The following is an 18,150-nucleotide window of genomic DNA, read 5'->3' as shown; positions in this document are numbered from 1 at the left end:
CCTACCGTATACCAAAACGTATACCAATAAACACTGGATTTAGCCGGATGCCCTCGGACAACGGCAGACACAAAAAAGCCCGCAGGGCTTGTGCCATGCGGGCTTTCTGTACTTCACCGGACACATCCGGATCATTATTTGGTGGAGCTGGCGGGAGTTGAACCCGCGTCCGAAATTTCTACATCCTCGGTACTACATGCTTAGTCAGTCTTTACATTCGCCGGGCAACTGCGGACAGACACGCCATTACCAGACTATCCTGATTAGTTTTAATGCTTCAACCCCAGGCAAGGCATCCACACGATCTCTTTTGGGTTTGACCTCTCTTTGATCCCCGTCTTAAGAGCGGAAGCTAGGGAGAGAGGGCTCAGAGCAGGTTATTAAGCTGCTAAAGCGTAGTTTTCGTCGTTTGCGACTATTTTTTTGCGGCTTTTTACGAGGCCAACCGCCCCTCGGCATGCACCTTGGGTTTCGCAAATCCCGTCGAATCCAGAATCAGCCCCAATGTGTTTGGCGAGTATAACAGATTTATTACGCGCGTGACCAGCCGTCTGAAGAGAAATCCCGCCGAGTGCTAATCGTACAAAATGCCTTCAGCACCAGCGGGATAGGCGGGCAATTAACGTTCGCGCAGCGCCTCGCGGGCGCGGTTGAACGGCTTGATCAGGTACTCAACAATGGTTTTCTGCCCGGTTTTAATGTCCACGGTGGCCACCATCCCCGGGGAGATGGAGAAGTGATGGCCCACTTTGTTCACCAGGTAGTCCTGGCTGGTGCGGATAAACACCCGGTAGTAAACGATTTCCGGCTTCACCTTGTCCTGAATGGTGTCCGGGGAGATGGTTTCCACGGTGCCTTCCAGCCCGCCGTAAATGGCGTAATCGTAGGCGGTGATTTTCACCAGCGCGCGCTGCCCCGGGTGGATAAAGGCAATGTCGCGCGGGGAGAGCCGCGCTTCAATCAGCAGGTGATCGTCCACCGGCACAATTTCCATCATCTCGCCGTTCGGCGGAATAACGCCGCCGATGGTGGTCACCTGAATGTTCTTGACGATGCCGCGCACCGGGGAGCGCACGGTCATGCGGTTCACCGAATCCTCACGGCCCTTGATGATGGCGTCCAGCATGTCCACTTCGGCATTGGCCTTCGACAGCGCCTCGCGCGCCTGCACGTAATACTGCGATCGCAGGTCGGTAATTCTCAGGCCCAGGTCGCTTTTCTGCCGCTGCAGGCGCAGCACTTCTACATGGCTCGCCGCGCCGCTTTTCACCAGCCGCTGGGTGATATCCAGCTCTTTGTTGACCGACGTCAGCGCGTCCCGCAGCTCGGCTTCGGAGTCGTTCAGCTGCGCCCGGCGGGTTTTATACAGCCGGGTTTCGGAGGCGAGCAGGTCCGGGAACGCTTTCAGCGAGTCCGGGAACTTCAGCGGCTGGTCGTTCACTTCCGCGTAAAGCCGCGCGCTGGAGGCCAGAGAGGCGCGGTAGCGGGCCGTGCTTTCGCCGACGTTGGACTCGGAGCGGGTCGGGTCGAGGCGGGCGACAATTTGCCCGGCCTGCACTTTGTCGCCCTCGTGCACCAGCAGTTCGGTGACTATGCCGCCGTCCAGCGACTGCAAAATCTGCTCGCGGGAGCTGGGCACCACTTTCCCGGTGCCGGTGGAGACTTCATCCAGCGTGCCAAACCAGGCCCAGACGCCAGACAAAACCAGCAGCAGCGTGATGAGCAGGATGATACGGCTCGCCCCGGAGAATTCGCTTTCGCGCTGGATGTCCGGGTCATCCATGGTGACGTCATGCTGACTGGTTTTCATTGTTCCACTCCCGCGGTGGTGTCTGGGCGGCGGCCGGGGCCTGAGCCTGAGCAGGCCTTGCGGCGCCGAGCGCCTGCGCCTTCGGTGCGTCCATCACAAGCTGGCCATCTTTGAGCACCAGCACGCGTTCCACCAGTTCCAGCACCGGCACGCGGTGGGTGGCAACCACCAGCGTGCGGTGGCCGAGCCACTGGTTAAGTCGCTGGATAAACTCCCGTTCGGTGTGGTCGTCCAGCGAGGCGGTTGGCTCGTCGAGGAGCACAATGTTGGGCGAACGCAGCAGCATCCGCGCCAGCAGGATCGACTGGCGCTGCCCGCCGGAAAGCCCGCTGCCGCCTTCCATAATGGCGTGATCCAGCCCTTTCGGCAGGTGCTTCACAAAGCTGCTCGCGCCGCTCACGTCCAGCGCCTCAAAGATCGCGTCGTCGCTGGCGTGCGGGGCGCCGAGGGTGAGGTTTTCCCGCAGCGTGCCGTAGAACAGCCGGGCGTTCTGGCTCAGGAAGCCGATGTTACGCCGCAGATCCGCCATGTCGATTTGCGACATCGCGAGATCGTCGAGCCGGGCTTCGCCGCTGGCAAGATCGACGCCGCCGGCAAGCGCCTGCAGCAGCGTGGATTTCCCCGCGCCGTTGCGTCCGAGTACGGCAATGCGCTCGCCGCGCTGGATCTCAAGGCGGGCAATACGCAGCGGAATGCGCGGATCTTCACTGTGGTATTTGAACTGGGCGCTTTCAAACAGATAGTGGCCGTGGAGGATGTCCTTGTGGATGAGGTTTTCATCGCGCTGGGTTTCTACCGGCAGCTGCATGATGCTGTCCAGCCCCTGTTTGGCGGCTTTGACCTGCTGCCAGCGGGCAAGCACGCCGCACAGGTTGGCCATCGGGGCAATCATCCTTGAGGCCAGCATCGAGGCGGCGACCATTGCCCCGGTGGTCATTTCACCTTCAATCACCAGCGGCGCGCCAAACAGCACCACCACCACAAATACCAGGCTCTGAATGGTGATGCCCCAGCTGATTAAGCCCTGGGTAAGTTCCCGGGTTTTCAGGCCGGATTCGGCGGTGATGCGGATGTAGCTGTTCCACTGCTGGAGGAAGCGGTTCTCCGCCTGCATCAGCTTGATGTCCTCCAGGCCCTGCACGCTTTCCACCAGCACGGCGTTGCGCAGGGTGGATTCGTGCGCGGCCTGGTTGGCCAGCGTGGCCAGCTTTTTCTGCAGCAGCAGGCCGGGCAGCACCATCACGATGGCGGCGACCGGGGCGATCCACGCCAGCTGCGGCGCGATGATCGCCAGCACACCAACAAACAAAATAAAGAACGGCAGATCGACAATCGTGGAGATGGTTGAGGAGGTGATCATCTCGCGGATCTGCTCCAGCTCGCGCAACTGAGAAATAAAGCTGCCGGTGGAGCGGGGCACGGCGCTGTTGCGCAGCCGCAGGGCATGGCTAAAGACGCGATCCGAAATACGCATGTCGGCCCGCTTGCCCAGCACGTCCATGATGTTGCTGCGCGTGACTTTCAGGATGAAGCCGAACACCACGGCGATCAGCACGCCGGTTGCCAGCACGTAGAGCGTCGGGTACGACTGGGCCGGGATCACCCGGTCGTACACCTGCATCGAGAACAGGATCCCGGCCAGCGACAGCACGTTCACCCAAAAGGCCGCCAGCATTACCGGGCCGTAGGGGCGAATATCCAGCATGATCAGCTCTTTCATCCAGTCCGGGCTGAAGCGAGAGATATAGGCATCCACGCGACTGTCCTTCAGGGCGGACAGCGGGCGCAGGGCCGCCACAAAGCGGATCTCCGGCAGCAGCTTACTGAGCGACTGGCGGTTGGTGTGGCGTTCATCGTCGAAATAGCAGATATCCACGGTGTCTTCGCCGTCAAACTGTTCGATCACCGCAATCTGGCCGTCGGCTAAATCCACCACCACCGGTAGCCGCCACTGGGAGATCGCTTTTTCAGTGTTGCCAAGCAGGTGGAAGGACAGCCCCGCCTGGCGCGAAAGCTGGGTCAGGGCGGCGACCTGGGTTTTGTCCTTGAACCACGGGGCGTTGGCCTGAATGGTGCCGGGCGAGCACACCACGCGGTAGTGCCCGGCAACGTGACTGATGGCGTGGGCCCATTGGGTCAGGGCCTGTTCGCTTAAAAACTCCCCGGCGGGAGAGGCTGTCTGGCTCATGGCTGAATCTCCAGGGACTGGATGTTGCGGTGTTCCAGACCAAATGCGTTGCGTAATTTGCCGGTGTTATACAGGCAGTTAAGCTGCAGTTGATGGAGCTGGCTCAGCGTTTGTTGTTGGGCGAAGCGCGCCTGGAAGACTTCCTGCTCGGCGTTGAGCACGTCCAGCAGCGGGCGGGAGCCCAGGTCGAGATACTGCTGTTGGTAAAGCTCGCGGGTGCGGGCGCTCAGCTGTTCCTGGCGCTGCAGCACCTGGAGCGCGGTGGCGAGGCTAATGGCCTGGCTGCGGGATTCCAGCAGCTTCTGTCGAACGTCCAGGCGAACCCGGTCGATACCGGACTGGGCAGCCTCCACCGCATGGCTGGCGGCGTTGCGGCGCGCCGTCAGGCCGCCGCCCTGGTAGATCGGCATTTCGACGCGGATATACGCCGAGTATTGCGTACGGTTCAGCACTTCGCTGCCGGAGTAGTTGTTGTTCAGGTAGTGCTGCACGGACGGCTCCAGCGAGATGGTGGGCGTCATCTGCGCATTGGCGTAGTCCAGGTTGGCCTGCGCCACGTTGGCCTGCGCCCAGGCCGCGAGGACGGCCGGCACCAGGCGGTCGTCCGGTTTCGCCACGTTGCAGCTGTTATTCAGCTTCTGCGGGAAATCGGGACTGATTTTGTTGAGGCTGGTCCAGCCGAGCTGACTCATCAGCGTGGCCTGGGTGCTGTCCAGATTAGATTCGTACTGGATCAGCTGCGAGCGGGCGGACTCGATACGCGCGTCGGTTTGCACCACATCGGACATTGAGGTTGCGCCCTGGTCGTTCCGCTCCTGAGTCAGGCGGCCAATGGCGGTCAGCGCGTCCAGCTGTTCTCTGGCGATGTCGACCATCTGCTGCCAGAGCTGCACTTGCACCATCGCTGAGGCGGTGTCGTGCCCCACGGTATCAATGCTCACCAGGACGTTGGCCTGGGCCTGGGCTTCTCCGGCGGTTTCCGCGCGGACCTGGCTCGCCACTTTGCCGAAGTCATAGAGCATCTGGGACAGGGAAAGCACCAGCGACGGGCTGTAGCCGCTGTTGGTGTAGGTATTGGTGTAACCGTTGTTCATGCCGGCGCTGATCTGCGGGTAGTACTTCGATTTGGCGACGTTGATCTGTTCGGACTGGCCGTAAAGCTTGCCAATCGCTTCGCGAATACTGGGGTGCCAGGTGACCGAGCGGTTCACCGCATCGTTCAGCGTTAAGATTCCGGGCGCAGGGGCATTCAGCGGGAGGGCGGTGGAGCCATCGAGTGAGGGGAGCTCTTGTTGTTGAGCCAGGCCCTGAGTCGTAATAGAAGCAGGCGCATCGTCGGCCCAGGCCTGATGTGAAAACAGACCGCAAGCCAGCCATAACGCAACAGGCTGTAATTTTCCCATATTTTTTCCCTAATAAATGGCACTGCGTTTTGTCTTATTCCCCGGGCGTCTGTGCGCCCGGGGATTTATCGCAACTACTATCAGGCAACAATGTGGTTGTTCTGGATCAGCTCATCGAGTGTGGTGTGCACGTTCTCCAAAGTGACAAGAGTGGTTGAGTGGAATGCGCCGGCGGTGCCGTCCCGGTCGATGGAGATGACCGTGTTGTTGCCGACGGTAGCCACGCTCAGGTAGTTACCCAGCGTTGAGGTCTGCCCGTTCCAGCCGACCAACAGGTCGTGGATGTTGATCTGGTCGCCCTGGGCGAGCGAGAAGTTCTTCCAGACGTCCGACCCGTTGCCGCCCGTGCCGTCGTTCGCCCCGCCGGCAAGGACGTGGTACACCAGCGTATCGGCGTAGGCCGAAGAACCGTTGATGATGTCCCCGTAGGCGGTACTGACGATCTGCGGGTTCATGTTGATGGTCAGCGTGGCGGAGTCTGAATGCCCGTTCTGATCGTTCAGGGTGTAGGTAAAGACCTCTTTGTTGGTGATTGTTCCAGGTTTCACGCCGGCATTCAGGGTGTAGGTGTAGTCGCCGCCGATACCAATTTTCAGCGTGCCGTACTGCCCCTGAATCGTCGCGACGGCGTCGCTGTTGGACATCGGGTTCAGCGTGGCTGTACTGCCGTTGGCGCCGGTGATGGTCATGAGCGTGTGGACGCTGCCCAGCTGGTCAGCCGCGCCGGCGGAGTCGGTGCCGTCGTACAGGTTGCCGTGTACGATGGTGCTTTGGGCCGTGAAGCTATCCAGCAGGTTCGACGTCCCGGTGACCGTTGGCGTGATGGTGATCGAGCCCAGCCCTAATGGCCCCATGTTCCCCACGTAGCTCAGCGTCCAGGTCCCTGAATGCAGATCCGTGACTGGCACGGTCGCCGTGCCGCCCAGCAGGGCGCTGCCGCTAAAGGTGCCGGTGTAGGTGTGGCCCTGGCCGTCGCTCAGCGTCCAGCTGACGGACAGCCCACCCAGTACCAGACCGGACGCCACTTTGAACACAATATTGGCGCCGCTCAGCACGGTGTTATCGGCGATGGTAAAGGTACCGCTGCCGTTGCCGTGGGTAGAGGCCAGCAGCGCGGTGTTCCAGGAGGCTGAACCGACGTTGGCGCTGGCATAAGCCGCGGTGTTCTGCGTCGACGTGATAGCCATAATCGCGCTGACGTCGTTCACGGCATCCACGGCATGCGGCGTGGCGGTGATGTTCAGCGACGCGGTACCGGTATCGCCGTTTGGCGCGGTGACGGTGTACACGAAGCTGTCTGGCGTGTTGATGCCGTCGGCCCCCTGGCCGGCTTTCAGCGTATAGGTGTAGTTGCCGTGGGCATCAATGGTCAGCGTCCCGAACTTGCCGTTGATGGTGGTGGTGCCGGTTGCCGAGACCGCCACGCCGTTCACCGCCGTCAGCAGGCTGCCTGCCGGCGCGATATCGTCCTGCATCACGTTCCCGGTAGTGGTCGCCGCCAGGCTGTCGACCGCGTAGGTGTGATCCTGGAGGATATTCAGCGTGTAGCTGGTCAGCAGCGAGACACCGCTCGCGTTCATCAGCAGGAACAGGTAGTCCCCGCCGCCGAGGGTGACGGTCAGCTGGCCCGACGAGCCGCCTAACAGCGGGGCGGTCAGCCAGGTTTTCTGCACCTGGAACTGCTCGTACTGCTGAGTGGCCGCGTTGAACTTGTAGATGTACAGGTCAAACGTGGAGAGCAGTGCCACCCCGCCGACGCTCGCCTGCAGCGTCATGGTGCGCGTCGAACCGTCCGCGACGTCAAACAGGATCGGGTTGCTCATGTTCGCCAGCAGGTTGAGGTTAACCACGTTCCCCAGACCCACGCTGAGTACAGACAGCCCCGTTTGCTGCGAAGCCCCGTGGTCAACGGCGGCCACATCGGTGCCAAAGGTCAGCGATCCGGTGTTATCCGTGGCGGTGACCGTGCTGGCCGGGGCGCCGTTGCCCAGGGTGACAACCAGCTGTGCAGAGTCGCTGACGCCATTGTGGGTAATGGTGTAGGTAAAGTTCTCCGTCCGGCCCAGTACCGCCGCCGAGGTGTTGGTTAAGGTGTAGGTATAGCTGCCGTCCTGGTTGATATGCAGGATGCCGTATTTACCCTGAATATCCAGGCCGCCTGCGCCGACGGCATGGCTGACGCCGCTGGCATCCTTGACCGCAGTGACTATGGTACCCGCCGGGGCGTTATCTACTGCGCCGCCAGGACCCGGATCGGTGATCACGTTCCCGTTCGAGGTGGTGGTACCGCTGACGACGCCAGGGCCGGTTTCCTCGACGGTCACCGCCAGGTTCGTTGTTGCCCCGACGGCCAACAGGCTGGTGTTGTAGCCGAGGACGCGGTATTGCCCTTCGCCCAGCCCGTCAAGGTTCAGGGTCACGCCCGTTGCCCCCAGGGTCAGCAGGTTCAGGAACTGTGGCAGCGACGAATCGACAACCGTTGTCCACGAGTTGGTGGCTGCGTCATATTTCTGGATGGCGATTTCCAGCGTATTCAGCAGCGACAGCACCACGCCGGTCGCGGCAGCGTTGATGGTGATATGCCCGGTTGCCCCGCTACCGATGGTGAAACCGACCTGGGCGGTATTGCTGCCCAGCACCGAACCCACGCTCCCCAGCGCACCAATCAGCAGGGTGCCGTAGCCGCTGTAGTGGGCGGTGGTGATGTCCGCATTGCTGGTTAGTGCCAGATCGACCACGTTACTGCTCGCCGCCAGAGGCAGAACAGGGGCAGTAATCGACAGCGATGGTGAGACGTTCCCGGCCGCATCCGCGGCAGATATCGACAGCGACTGCCCTTCAATCTGGCGAGTCGGCAGCGTGATGCTGAACGCGCCGGACGCATTCGCCGTGCCGGTGACGGTGATCCCGCCCGGCAGCGTAATGGTCACGGTGCTGTTCGCTTCCGCGACGCCAGTGATCGTTGAGCCGTCGGCGCTGATAACCCCGGTTGGGATCAGTGGTGGGATGGTATCGACAATCACCGAGGTTGGCAGAGAGGCGCCGCCCGTTCCGTTGGCGTTGGTGGCCGTGGCGGTAAAGGCGTGCACGCCGTCACCCAGCGCGCCGGTCGGAGTAAACGTCCAGACGCCGCTCGCGTTGGCGGTGACCGTTCCCAGCAGCGCCCCGTTGTCGTAGATCTTGACGGTGGCGTTGGCTTCAGCGGTGCCGTTGATCGTCGGTCGGGTATCGTTGGTGCTCTGGCCGTTGCCGACGATGCCGGTTTTCGGCAGGACATCGTCCACGATGCTGGTAATCACCGGCAGCCCCGGCACGCCGGTAAACGGTGCGGTGAAGCTCGCGGAGACGCCAATGTTCCCGGCGGCATCCTGCGCGAAGGCCAGCAGCGGCTGAGCGCTGGTCTGCGCAGGCGAGAGCGTAATAGAGAAGTTACCGCTCCCGTCCGCTTTCGCTGTCCCCAGCACCGTGCCTGTGGCCGAGGTAATGGTCACGGTGCTGTTGGCTTCAGCCAGGCCGGTGACCACGGTCCCGGTGGCGTTGACCGTCAGGCCGGTTGGCGCCAGCGGCGGCACGGTATCGACCACGATCCCGGCAGGCACAGACGCGGTACTCACGTTCCCGGCCGCATCCGTTGCCGTCACGGTAAACGAATGGTTACCCTGGAGCAGCGGCAGCGTTGGCGTAAAGGTCCAGACGCCGCTGCCGTTTGCCGTGGTGGTGCCCAGCAGCACGCCATTATCAAAGATATTGATCGTGGCGTTGGCTTCGGCGGTCCCGTTCAGGGTAGGGCGAGTGTCGTCCGTCGGCTGGTTGTTGCCCACCGGGCCAGTAATTGGGCCGACATCATCCACCACAGAGGTAATCACCGGCTGGTTCGGCGCCACGGTATCCACCACGATGGTAAAGCCGGCGGTTGGGCTACTGACCACGCCTGCCCCGTTGGTGGCGGTAATGGTAAAGGTGTGCGAACCGTTAGCCAGCAGGCCCGGAGGCGTAAAGACCCAGACGCCGAGCAGGTTGGCGGTCACGGTGCCAATCAGGTTGCCGCCATCGTAAATCTTGATGGTGCTGTTGGCATCCGCCGTCCCGTTCAGCGTCGGACGCGGGTCGTTCGTCGCCTGGCCGTTGGTCAGCGGGCCAACGGTGCCGCCAGCGACACTGTCCACCACCGAGACCAACACCGGCGTATTCGACACGCCGCTGACGATGTTCAGGGTAAAGTCGGCTGATGCGGTGCTGGTGTTGCCTGCGGCATCGGTCGCCGTCACGGTGAACACGTGCTGACCCGCAGGCAATGCGGCGGCAGGCGTAAAGCTCCATGCACCCAGTGCGCTGGCGGTGACGGTGCCAATCAGGTTGCCATTATCGTAAATCTTAATGGTCGAGTTGGCTTCTGCCGTGCCGCTAAGTGCGGGTTGTGTATCGTCGGTGGTTGAACCGCTGACCAGCGGACCCTGCACCGGGCCCACGTCATCTAAGGCCTGAACCACAATCGGCTGGGTAGGCGCAATGGTATCCACCACCACGTTAAACGGTGTCGACGGCAGGCTGACGTTACCCGCGGCATCCGTCGCGGTCACGGTCAACGCATGGCCGCCGTTAATCAGCGCGGTGCCAGGCCTGAAGCTCCAGGCCCCGCCCGCATCTGCCTGAACGGAGCCAAGCAGCACGCCGTTGTCGTAGACATTGATGGTGGCATTGCCTTCAGCAGTCCCGGTGAGCACCGGGCGACTATCATCCGTGACCTGGCCGTTCGCCAGGTTGCCGGTGATAGGACCCACGGCATCCGCCACGTTACTGATGACCGGGGCGTTCGGCGCAATGGTGTCAACGGTCAATGAGAAGCCGTTAGACGGATTACTGACGTTGCCGGCGGCGTCGGTCGCAGTGACGGTGAAGGTATGCGAACCGTTGCCGAGTGGGGCCAGCGGCGTCAGGGTCCACGCGCCGGAACCGTTGGCTACGGTGGTGCCAATCAGGTTGCCGTCACTGTAAACCTTGATGATGGCGTTGGCTTCCGCCGTCCCGCTCAGGGAAGGGCGGGTTTCGTTGGTGGCCTGGCCGTTGGTGATTGGCCCCAGTACCGGGGCGGTGTTGTCCAGCACGGTGACGATCACCGGCGGGTTCGGTGCGACGGAGTCAATATTCACGCCAAACGAGGCCGCGTTACTGACGTTCCCTGCGGCATCGGTCGCCGTGACATTCAGGGTATGTGTGCCCTGGCCCAGCGGCGTGCTCGGGGTAAATGTCCAGACCCCCAGCGCATTTGCCTGGGTGGTCCCCAGCACGTTATTGCCGTCTTTCACCGTGATGGTGGCATTGGCTTCCGCTGTGCCGCTCAGGGTTGGCTGCGTGTCCTTGGTCAACTGGCCGTTGATCAGCGGCAGATTCGTGCCAGGCTGAGTCTGGTCGTCAATGACCGAAAGAATGACAGGCACTATCGGCGGCACGGTATCGACCACCACGTTGAACCCTGCGCTTGGGCCGCTGACGTTGCCTGCCGCATCCGTGGCGGTCACGGTGATGTTATGGCTGCCATCCAGCAGCGGAAGCGTCGGGGTAAAGCTCCAGTTCCCGCCCACCGGTACCGTGACGGTGCCGATTACCACATTCCCGTCCTTGAAGGTCAGCGTGGTCCCCGCCTCGGCGGTGCCGCTGAAGGTCGGCGTGTTGTCGTTAGTCGGCTGGCCGGATGTTATCGGCTGGGAAGTGATGTCGTTGGTGACGGAGACGACCAGCGGGGCAGCCGGGGCCAGCGTATCGACGTTCACCACAAAGCCGGTGGATGGCTGGCTGACGTTACCGGCGGCGTCTGTCGCCGTGACGGTCAGGGTATGCGAGCCCTCGCCAAGGTCAGTGCCCGGCGTAAAGGTCCAGACCCCAAGGGCGTTGGCGGTGACGGTACCGATGATGGTGCCGTTATCGAGAATGTTCACCGTGCTGCCAGCTTCCGCCGTGCCGCTCAGGGTTGGCGTTGGATCGTTCGTGGCCTGGCCATTGGTTAACGGCCCGACTACGCCGCCCACCACATCATCTACCACGGAGACAATCACCGGCTGGGCGGGTGGTGTGGTGTCGACAATGATGGTGTAGAGCGGAGACAGGCCGCTGGTCTGAAGACCGGCGGTCTGGCTGACCGCGAAGGTATGTGTCCCCTGAAGCAGCGGTGTAGTGAGCTGGTACGTCCATGTGCCGCCGGCGCCGACCGGTACGGAGGTGAACAACAGTCCATCAATATAAATATGTACGACTCCGCCGACGGCTCCGCCAGACCCGCTCAGGGTTGGCAAAGTATCATCGGTTGTTTTTCCGTTGCCGACGTTACCGGTTATCGCGCCCACGTTATCGTCTACCAGATCGATGGTTGGCGGGTGCGGCAGGATGGACGTTGTGGCGTTAAAGTTCACGCCCGCGCTTTGGTTCCCGGCAGGATCCTGTGCAATAGCCGTCAACTGGGCGCCAGTGGTTTGCGCCGGAGAAAGCGTCACGGTCCAGGTGCCCAAAATGGGGATAGCCACGGCGGTACCCAGCACGTTCCCGCTGGCGTCTTTGATGATGACCGTTGCCCCCGGTTCGGCGGTACCTGTGACTAATGTACCGGTCGGGTCAGTGATCGGCAGTACCACTGGGTTCGGTGGCGGAGTGGTATCCACGTTAATCACAATTGGCGCAGAAGGCCCCACGCTGTTACCGACGTCATCCACCGCTTTGATGGTAATGCTGTGTGCGCCTTCCGGCAGCACGGAAGTAGTGATACTCCATGTGCCATTGGCGGCCACGACCCCGGTACCCAGAATCGTCGTGCCATTGGTGTCGTACAGCGTGATTGTACTGCCGACTTTACCGGTGCCGGTAAAGGTTGGCGTCGTGTCATCGGTGAAGCTGCCGTTCGCCAGAGGGGTCTGAATCGGGCCAACGTTATCAATGATTTCCACGACGACCGGCGCGGTGAGCGGCACGGTATCGACGGTCAGTACATAATCGGTGGATGGCCCGCTGACGTTACCGGCTTTATCGGTTTGTTCAGCGGTGATGGTATTCACGCCGTTGTTCAGCGCGGTGTTCGGCGTAATGGTCCAGTTACCTGAGCCATCTACCACTGCAGAGCCTATCGCCGTGGTGCCGTTATAAAGCGTGACGGTCGCGCCGATTTCACCGGTGCCGTGGAATACCGGCTTCGTGTCATCGGTAATGCCGTTGGTGATAGGCCCGATCACCGGACCCACGCCGTCATCCACGGTACCGATAGTCGGCGCCGCCGGCGGTGTGGTGTCTACGGTGATGGCGATCGGCGCAGATGGCAGACTGATGTTGCCCGCCGGATCGGTCACCTGGACGGTAATGTTATAGGTCGTTTCGGTAAACGGCGTTGACGGCGTCACGCTCCAGGTGCCGTCGGAACGCACGGTGGTGGTGCCGATCAGGTCATTCCCGTTGTTGTAAACGTTGATGGTGGAACCCGCGATGCCTGTCCCGCTGAAGGTTGGCGTGGTGTCATTGGTACTGCCGCCAGGGGCGACGGAACCGACCACCGGAGGCACATTATCGGTCACCGTAGGGGCTGAAGGTGTGGCCGGTGGCGTCGCGTAAACCGACAGCGTAAATTCGGCAGAAGGAACGCCGACGTTACCCGCCGCGTCCGTTGCCGTGGTCGTGAAGACGTGCATCCCGCTCCCCAGAGGAGAAGTTGGGGTGATGCTCCAGTTGCCGTCGGCATCGACAACTGCGCTGCCAATCGGCGTGGTGCCGCCGTCAGCGTACAGCTTGATGGTGGCCCCCACTTCCCCCTTACCGGAGAGCACCGGCTCGGTGCTTTGGGTGCTGCCACCGTTAACCAGCGTTACTGGTAAGCCGGCGACGTTGCCCAGGGCGCCGTCAATGGAAGGGGCTCCCGGAGGCGCGGTGTCGATAATCACAATCTGTACGGCTGCAGAACTGGTGTTTCCGGCCGCATCCGTCACGTAAACATTCAGGGTATGTGAGCCTTCACTCAGCGGTTGCGTTGGCTGGAATGTCCATGCGCCCGTGCCGTCCGCCGTGACGGTACCGATAAGCGTTGTGCCATCGTATATTTTGACGACGGCATTAGCGCCTGCTGTCCCGTTGATAACGGGTTGAGGGTCGTTGGTGGAACCGCCAGGCAATATTGGGCCAGTATCCGGGTTAACGTTATCCACTATTTCGCCGATCGTCGGTGCGGTTGGCAGGGTGGTGATCAGCTCAATGTTCCACGCCGGGGAGTGCGCCGTGACGTTCCCGGCGGCATCCGAAGCCGTGACGGTAAAGGCATGAGGCCCATCCAGAAGCGGCGTGATTGGCGTAAATGTCCAGGTCCCGTTGTCGTTAACGGTGGCGTTCCCCAGGACGTTCAGGCCATCGTAAACCGTGATGGTCGACCCCGGTTCGCCGCTGCCGCTCAGGGTTGGCGTCGGGTCGTTGGTTGCGCCGTTATTGCCGACCGGCCCGGTAACGGTGCCCACATCGTCCAGCACCTGGGTAATCGTCGGGGTGGCAGGCGCGATGGAGTCTACGTTGATGGCAAAGGCGGCGCTTGGCTCGCTGACGTTCCCGGCGGCATCGGTGGCGGTCACCGTCAGGCTATGCAGGCCCTGGCCAAGAGAGGTGGTCGGCGTAAAGGTCCAGGCTCCGCTGCCGTTGGCGCTAACCGTGCCGATCAGCGTCCCGTTGTCGTAGATCTTGACGGTTGCGTTAGCTTCAGCCGTGCCGGAGATCGTCGGTTTATCGTCGTTGGTCAGATCCCCGTTGTTCAGATTACCGGTATGTTCCGGCACGTTGTCGACCACCGAGCCGATGACAGGCATATTCGGCGGGGTGATATCAGGGGCAGTGACTGGCGCATTCGGGCCGATATTCCCGGCGGCGTCCGTGGCGTTCACTTCCACCAGTTGGCCGTTCGCCTGCGGGGTTGTCAGGGTGATGCTAAAGCTGCCGTCCGGTCCCGCAACGGCCTGACCTAACGGATTGCCCAGCGCGTCGGTCACTTTCACCGTGCTGCCAGCCTCGGCTTTACCGGTCAGTACTGAGCCGTCTTCATTGAAGGTGAGGTTGGTCGGCAGCGCAGGCGGCGTATGATCCTGGGCAATGACGGCGGCAGGCGTACTGGTGTTGTTCGCGGCGTCCGTCGCGGTAACCATCAGCGTCTGGCCGTTGAGCTGCGGTGGCGTGAGCGGGGAAATATCAAATGCGCCAGTGCCACTGGCAACGCCTGTGCCAACCACATTGCCATTACCGTCCCAGACGGTGACGGTACTGTTCGGTTCGGCGGTACCGGTCACATGCAGGCCATCAGCGCTGACGGCCAGCCCGGTTGGGGCATTCGGTGGCGTGTGATCCGGGGCAGGTATTGGAGCGCCAGGGCCAGTGTTACCGGCGGCGTCGGTGGCTTTGGCGGTTAAGATCTCCCCGTTAAGCTGAGGCGGGGTCAGGGTCACGCTGAAGTGGCCGGTCCCGTCCGCCGTGGCCGTGCCGAGCACGGTGCCGCCGGCGTTAGTGATGGTGACCTTGCTGTTGGCTTCTGCCGTTCCGCTGAGCGTAGTCCCGTCGTCGGAAACTGTCAGAGCGGTTGGCAGACCCGGAGGAACAGTATCGACCACAACGCTGAACGGGGCGGACGCGCCGCCAGTACCGTTGCTATTCGTTGTGGTTACGGTGAAGGAATGTGGGCCTTCTAACAGGGGCAGTACTGGCGTAAATGTCCAGCTGCCGTCAGGGTTGACAGGAGCGGTACCAATCAACACGTTATTATCATAAATAGTGACGTTAATTGCTCCGACTTCGGCGGTGCCGCTCAGCGTTGGGCGGTTATCATCCGTGGATTGACCATTCGCCAATGGCCCCTTGATAGTGCCGACATCGTCAATCACGGAAACCAGAACCGGAGCGGGTGGGAAGCCGGAGTTTGAGGCTTCGAATGGCGTATCCAGGCCTTTGTTGCCAGCCGCATCGTTAACCTTAGCGAGAAGGTCTTCGCCATGAGTTTGCGCAGGCGTCAGGGTGACGGTGAAGTTGCCGCTGCCATCGATCTGCGCCGTGCCTAACACTACGCCACCCGTGGTGGTGATCGTGACCGTCGCACCAATTTCCCCCGTACCGGTTACGGTCGTCCCGTCCTGGCTCACGGCGTCAACGACGACGGGAAGCGGCGGAATGGTATCGACGGTGAAGGTTGGGCCTGTGGCGATCGTACTGACGTTGCCCGCAGGGTCGGTCTGCTGCAGGGTAATGGTGTGCGGGCCATCAATCAGATCGAGAGCCGGGGTAAAGCTCCATTTACCGTCGTTACCCACGGTGACCTGACCAATGGGTAAGCCATTATCAAAGATAGTTAACGTACTGCCTGCTTCCCCGGTGCCGCTGAAGACCGGTTTTTTATCATCGGTCACGCCGTTGTTGCCGACAGGGCCGGTGATAGAGCCGACCGTGTCGAGGATCTGTTCGAGCACCGGCGGATTCGCCACGGTATCGACAATAACGGTATAGGACGTGGAGCTCCCGCTGTCGCCACGAATATTCGAGGCCGTGGCGGTGAAGCTATGCGGCCCGTCGGGCAGATTGGCGACAGGGGTAAAGGTCCATATCCCCCCCACGAGCACGATGGTGGTGCCGATCTCTACGCCATTATCAAAGATATGAATCGTCTCGCCGACCACGCCTGTCCCCTGCAGGGTTGGGGTCTGGTCATTGGTTGGCTGGTTGTTTGGGACGGTGCCAACGACAGGCGGAACGTCATCAATGATGGTGGTAATCACAGGGATGGTCGGCAGCGGGAAGAACGGTGCGATGGCTTCTCCCGGCTGGCTGACGTTGCCTGCCGCGTCGGTGGCCGTGACGCTGAGCTGGCCGCCGTCGAGCTGCGGTGTGGTCAGGGTAATAGTGAAGGCCCCGGTCACAGGATCGGCGGTGCCGGTTCCAACCACGTTCCCGTTGGCATCTTTAATGGTGATTGTGCTGCCATGTTCTGCCGTGCCTGTTAGTGTCTCGCCATTCGCGCTGACCAGCAGGCCGGTCGGGTCGGCAGGCGCGGTAGTATCTACAGTCACGGTATAGCTGACTGACGTGCCGCTGTCTCCCCGGACGTTAGAAGCCATGGCAGTGAAAATGTAGGCGTTATCCACCAGCGGTGTGGTCGGCGTAAAGCTCCAGGTGCCGTCCAGGCCGACTTTGGTGGTACCGATTTCATCCCCGTTGGCATAGATATGAATCGTGTCCCCGGCTTGCCCGGTACCCTGCAGGGTTGGCGTTTTGTCGTTGGTTGACTGGCCGTTCCCCACGTTACCCGTGACAGGAGCCACGTCGTCAATGACGGCGGTAATCACCGGCAATACCGGCGGTAGCACGTCCGGAGCGATTACGCTGGCTGGTGGGCTGTTGTTGCCCGCCGGATCGGTGACGACGACGGTCAGTGTTTCGCCGTCTACCTGCGGTGTGGTCAGGGTGATGCTGATGTTGCCATTGTTATCGGCAGTACCTGACCCGACGACCGTGCCGTTCGGATCTTTAATGGTGATGGTGCTACCCGCTTCGGCATGGCCGGTGACGATTTCCCCATCCGGGCTAACGGCCAGGCCGGTCGCTGCTGAAGGGGGAACAGTATCAATCGTGACGGTGTAAACCGGGGAGGTGGTGCTTTCGCCCCTTTCGTTCGTCGCGTTAACAGTGAACGCATGAGATCCGTCAGGCAGAGGACTGCCGGGAGTGAAGCTCCAGGTGCCGTTGGCACCGACCACAACGGTGCCAATCTGCACCCCGTTATCATAAATATGAACCGTCGATCCGGCCTGGCCGGTACCGTTCAGGGTCGGGGTATTGTCGTTGGTTGAAGCGTTGTTATTAATGTTTCCGCCGGTGCCCGGGGTGTCATTGACGATGTTAGTTATGTGTGGCTCATCAGGTAACGGAATATTGGGGGCAGTGATGTTGGTTCCTGGCCCGGTGTTGCCGGACGGATCTGTCGCGGTGGCGGTCAGGGTGCCCCCGTTAACTTGCGGGGAAGTTAACGTCACGGTGAAATTGCCGTCGCTGCCGGCGATGCCGGTGCCGACGACGTTCCCGTTAGCGTCTTTGATGGTTACCGTACTGCCCGCCTCGGCGTTACCGGTAATGGTTTTCCCGTCTGCTGAGATGGCCAGACCCGTAGGTGCCGGAGGAGGCGTTACGTCAGGGCGGCCGGGGTTCCCCGGGTTGCTCCCGCTGTCGGAATGCCCGCCGCCGCCGCTAGAGGCGGCCGCAATGGCGCCGCCTGCGGCAACCGCCAGGCCACCCAACACCCACGGCCAGACCGCGCCACCTTCGGCATGTGCGCCGGTGGCGGCCATGATCGCGTCAATATTGGCAATTTGCTCATAGTGAACTGCGGTGCCTGGATCCTGAACCCACCACAGGACGCCGTCATGGCCTTCCAGGACGAGTTGGTTGCCACCCTGATCGGCAAAGGCGTAGTAGTTTTTGATGGTAATGGTTTCGCCGGAATGGAGTTTGATGACCAGGTCCTGGCCTGAACGCGTGTAGCTGGCGATCTCTGCGCGTTCAATTTTCAGCTCGACAATTGAGGGACCTTTTAAGGTGATTTCAGAGGCTTCAACGTTATTTTTTACGCCGGTTAATTTAGAGATAATTGAAATTGAACGCATTGTTATCACTCCATTCGCGATGAACGTGGTGGTAGTCAGTTGCCCGGCGTAATGTGTTTATTACCGAAAGCAAAATATTTAAGTGTCAGAGGCCCTTCG

4 protein-coding genes and 1 other RNA gene are annotated in these 18,150 nt (G+C 61.3%); all 5 read right to left on the bottom strand.

The genetic code is table 11. From position 1 onward, the window contains the following. Positions 1–139: 139 nt before the first annotated feature. The 5 genes from ssrA to B9Y90_RS20100 all read right to left on the bottom strand — a co-directional run bounded on the left by ssrA (position 140) and on the right by B9Y90_RS20100 (position 18,051). Positions 140–503: a transfer-messenger RNA gene (ssrA, locus tag B9Y90_RS20120) on the bottom strand. A 116-nt stretch (positions 504–619) separates the two neighbouring features. Beyond that, positions 620–1,783 carry an HlyD family type I secretion periplasmic adaptor subunit gene (locus B9Y90_RS20115; protein WP_139827425.1) on the bottom strand — a complete coding sequence of 388 codons (1,164 nt, stop codon included), beginning with the start codon at positions 1,781–1,783 and terminating at the stop codon, positions 620–622. Positions 1,784–1,790: 7 nt separating this feature from the next. Then, positions 1,791–3,998: a type I secretion system permease/ATPase gene (locus tag B9Y90_RS20110; RefSeq protein ID WP_085542307.1), complete on the bottom strand. Its 2,208-nt coding sequence runs from the start codon at positions 3,996–3,998 to the stop codon at positions 1,791–1,793. After that, positions 3,995–5,401, bottom strand: coding sequence for a TolC family outer membrane protein (locus tag B9Y90_RS20105; RefSeq protein ID WP_085542306.1), 1,407 nt, complete (start codon positions 5,399–5,401; stop codon positions 3,995–3,997). Before B9Y90_RS20105 ends, B9Y90_RS20110 begins: the two co-directional genes overlap by 4 nt. Positions 5,402–5,481: 80 nt before the next feature. Further along, complete coding sequence (locus B9Y90_RS20100; protein ID WP_085542305.1) at positions 5,482–18,051, bottom strand: BapA/Bap/LapF family large adhesin; 12,570 nt, start codon at positions 18,049–18,051, stop codon at positions 5,482–5,484. Between the last annotated feature and the right edge of the window lie 99 nt (positions 18,052–18,150).

The sequence above is a fragment of the Cedecea sp. NFIX57 genome, from assembly GCF_900177785.1.
Taxonomy (GTDB): domain Bacteria; phylum Pseudomonadota; class Gammaproteobacteria; order Enterobacterales; family Enterobacteriaceae; genus Cedecea; species Cedecea neteri_C.
The sequence above is the reverse complement of the archived record's forward strand: the minus strand, read 5'-3'. Positions and strand labels throughout refer to the sequence as shown.

Excerpts from the sequence above, each read along its gene's own strand:
- B9Y90_RS20100 (WP_085542305.1), bottom strand. The coding sequence starts at position 18,051 with ATGCGTTCAATTTCAATTATCTCTAAATTAACCGGCGTAAAAAATAAC.
- B9Y90_RS20110 (WP_085542307.1), bottom strand. The coding sequence starts at position 3,998 with ATGAGCCAGACAGCCTCTCCCGCCGGGGAGTTTTTAAGCGAACAGGCC.
- B9Y90_RS20105 (WP_085542306.1), bottom strand. The coding sequence starts at position 5,401 with ATGGGAAAATTACAGCCTGTTGCGTTATGGCTGGCTTGCGGTCTGTTT.
- B9Y90_RS20115 (WP_139827425.1), bottom strand. The coding sequence starts at position 1,783 with ATGGATGACCCGGACATCCAGCGCGAAAGCGAATTCTCCGGGGCGAGC.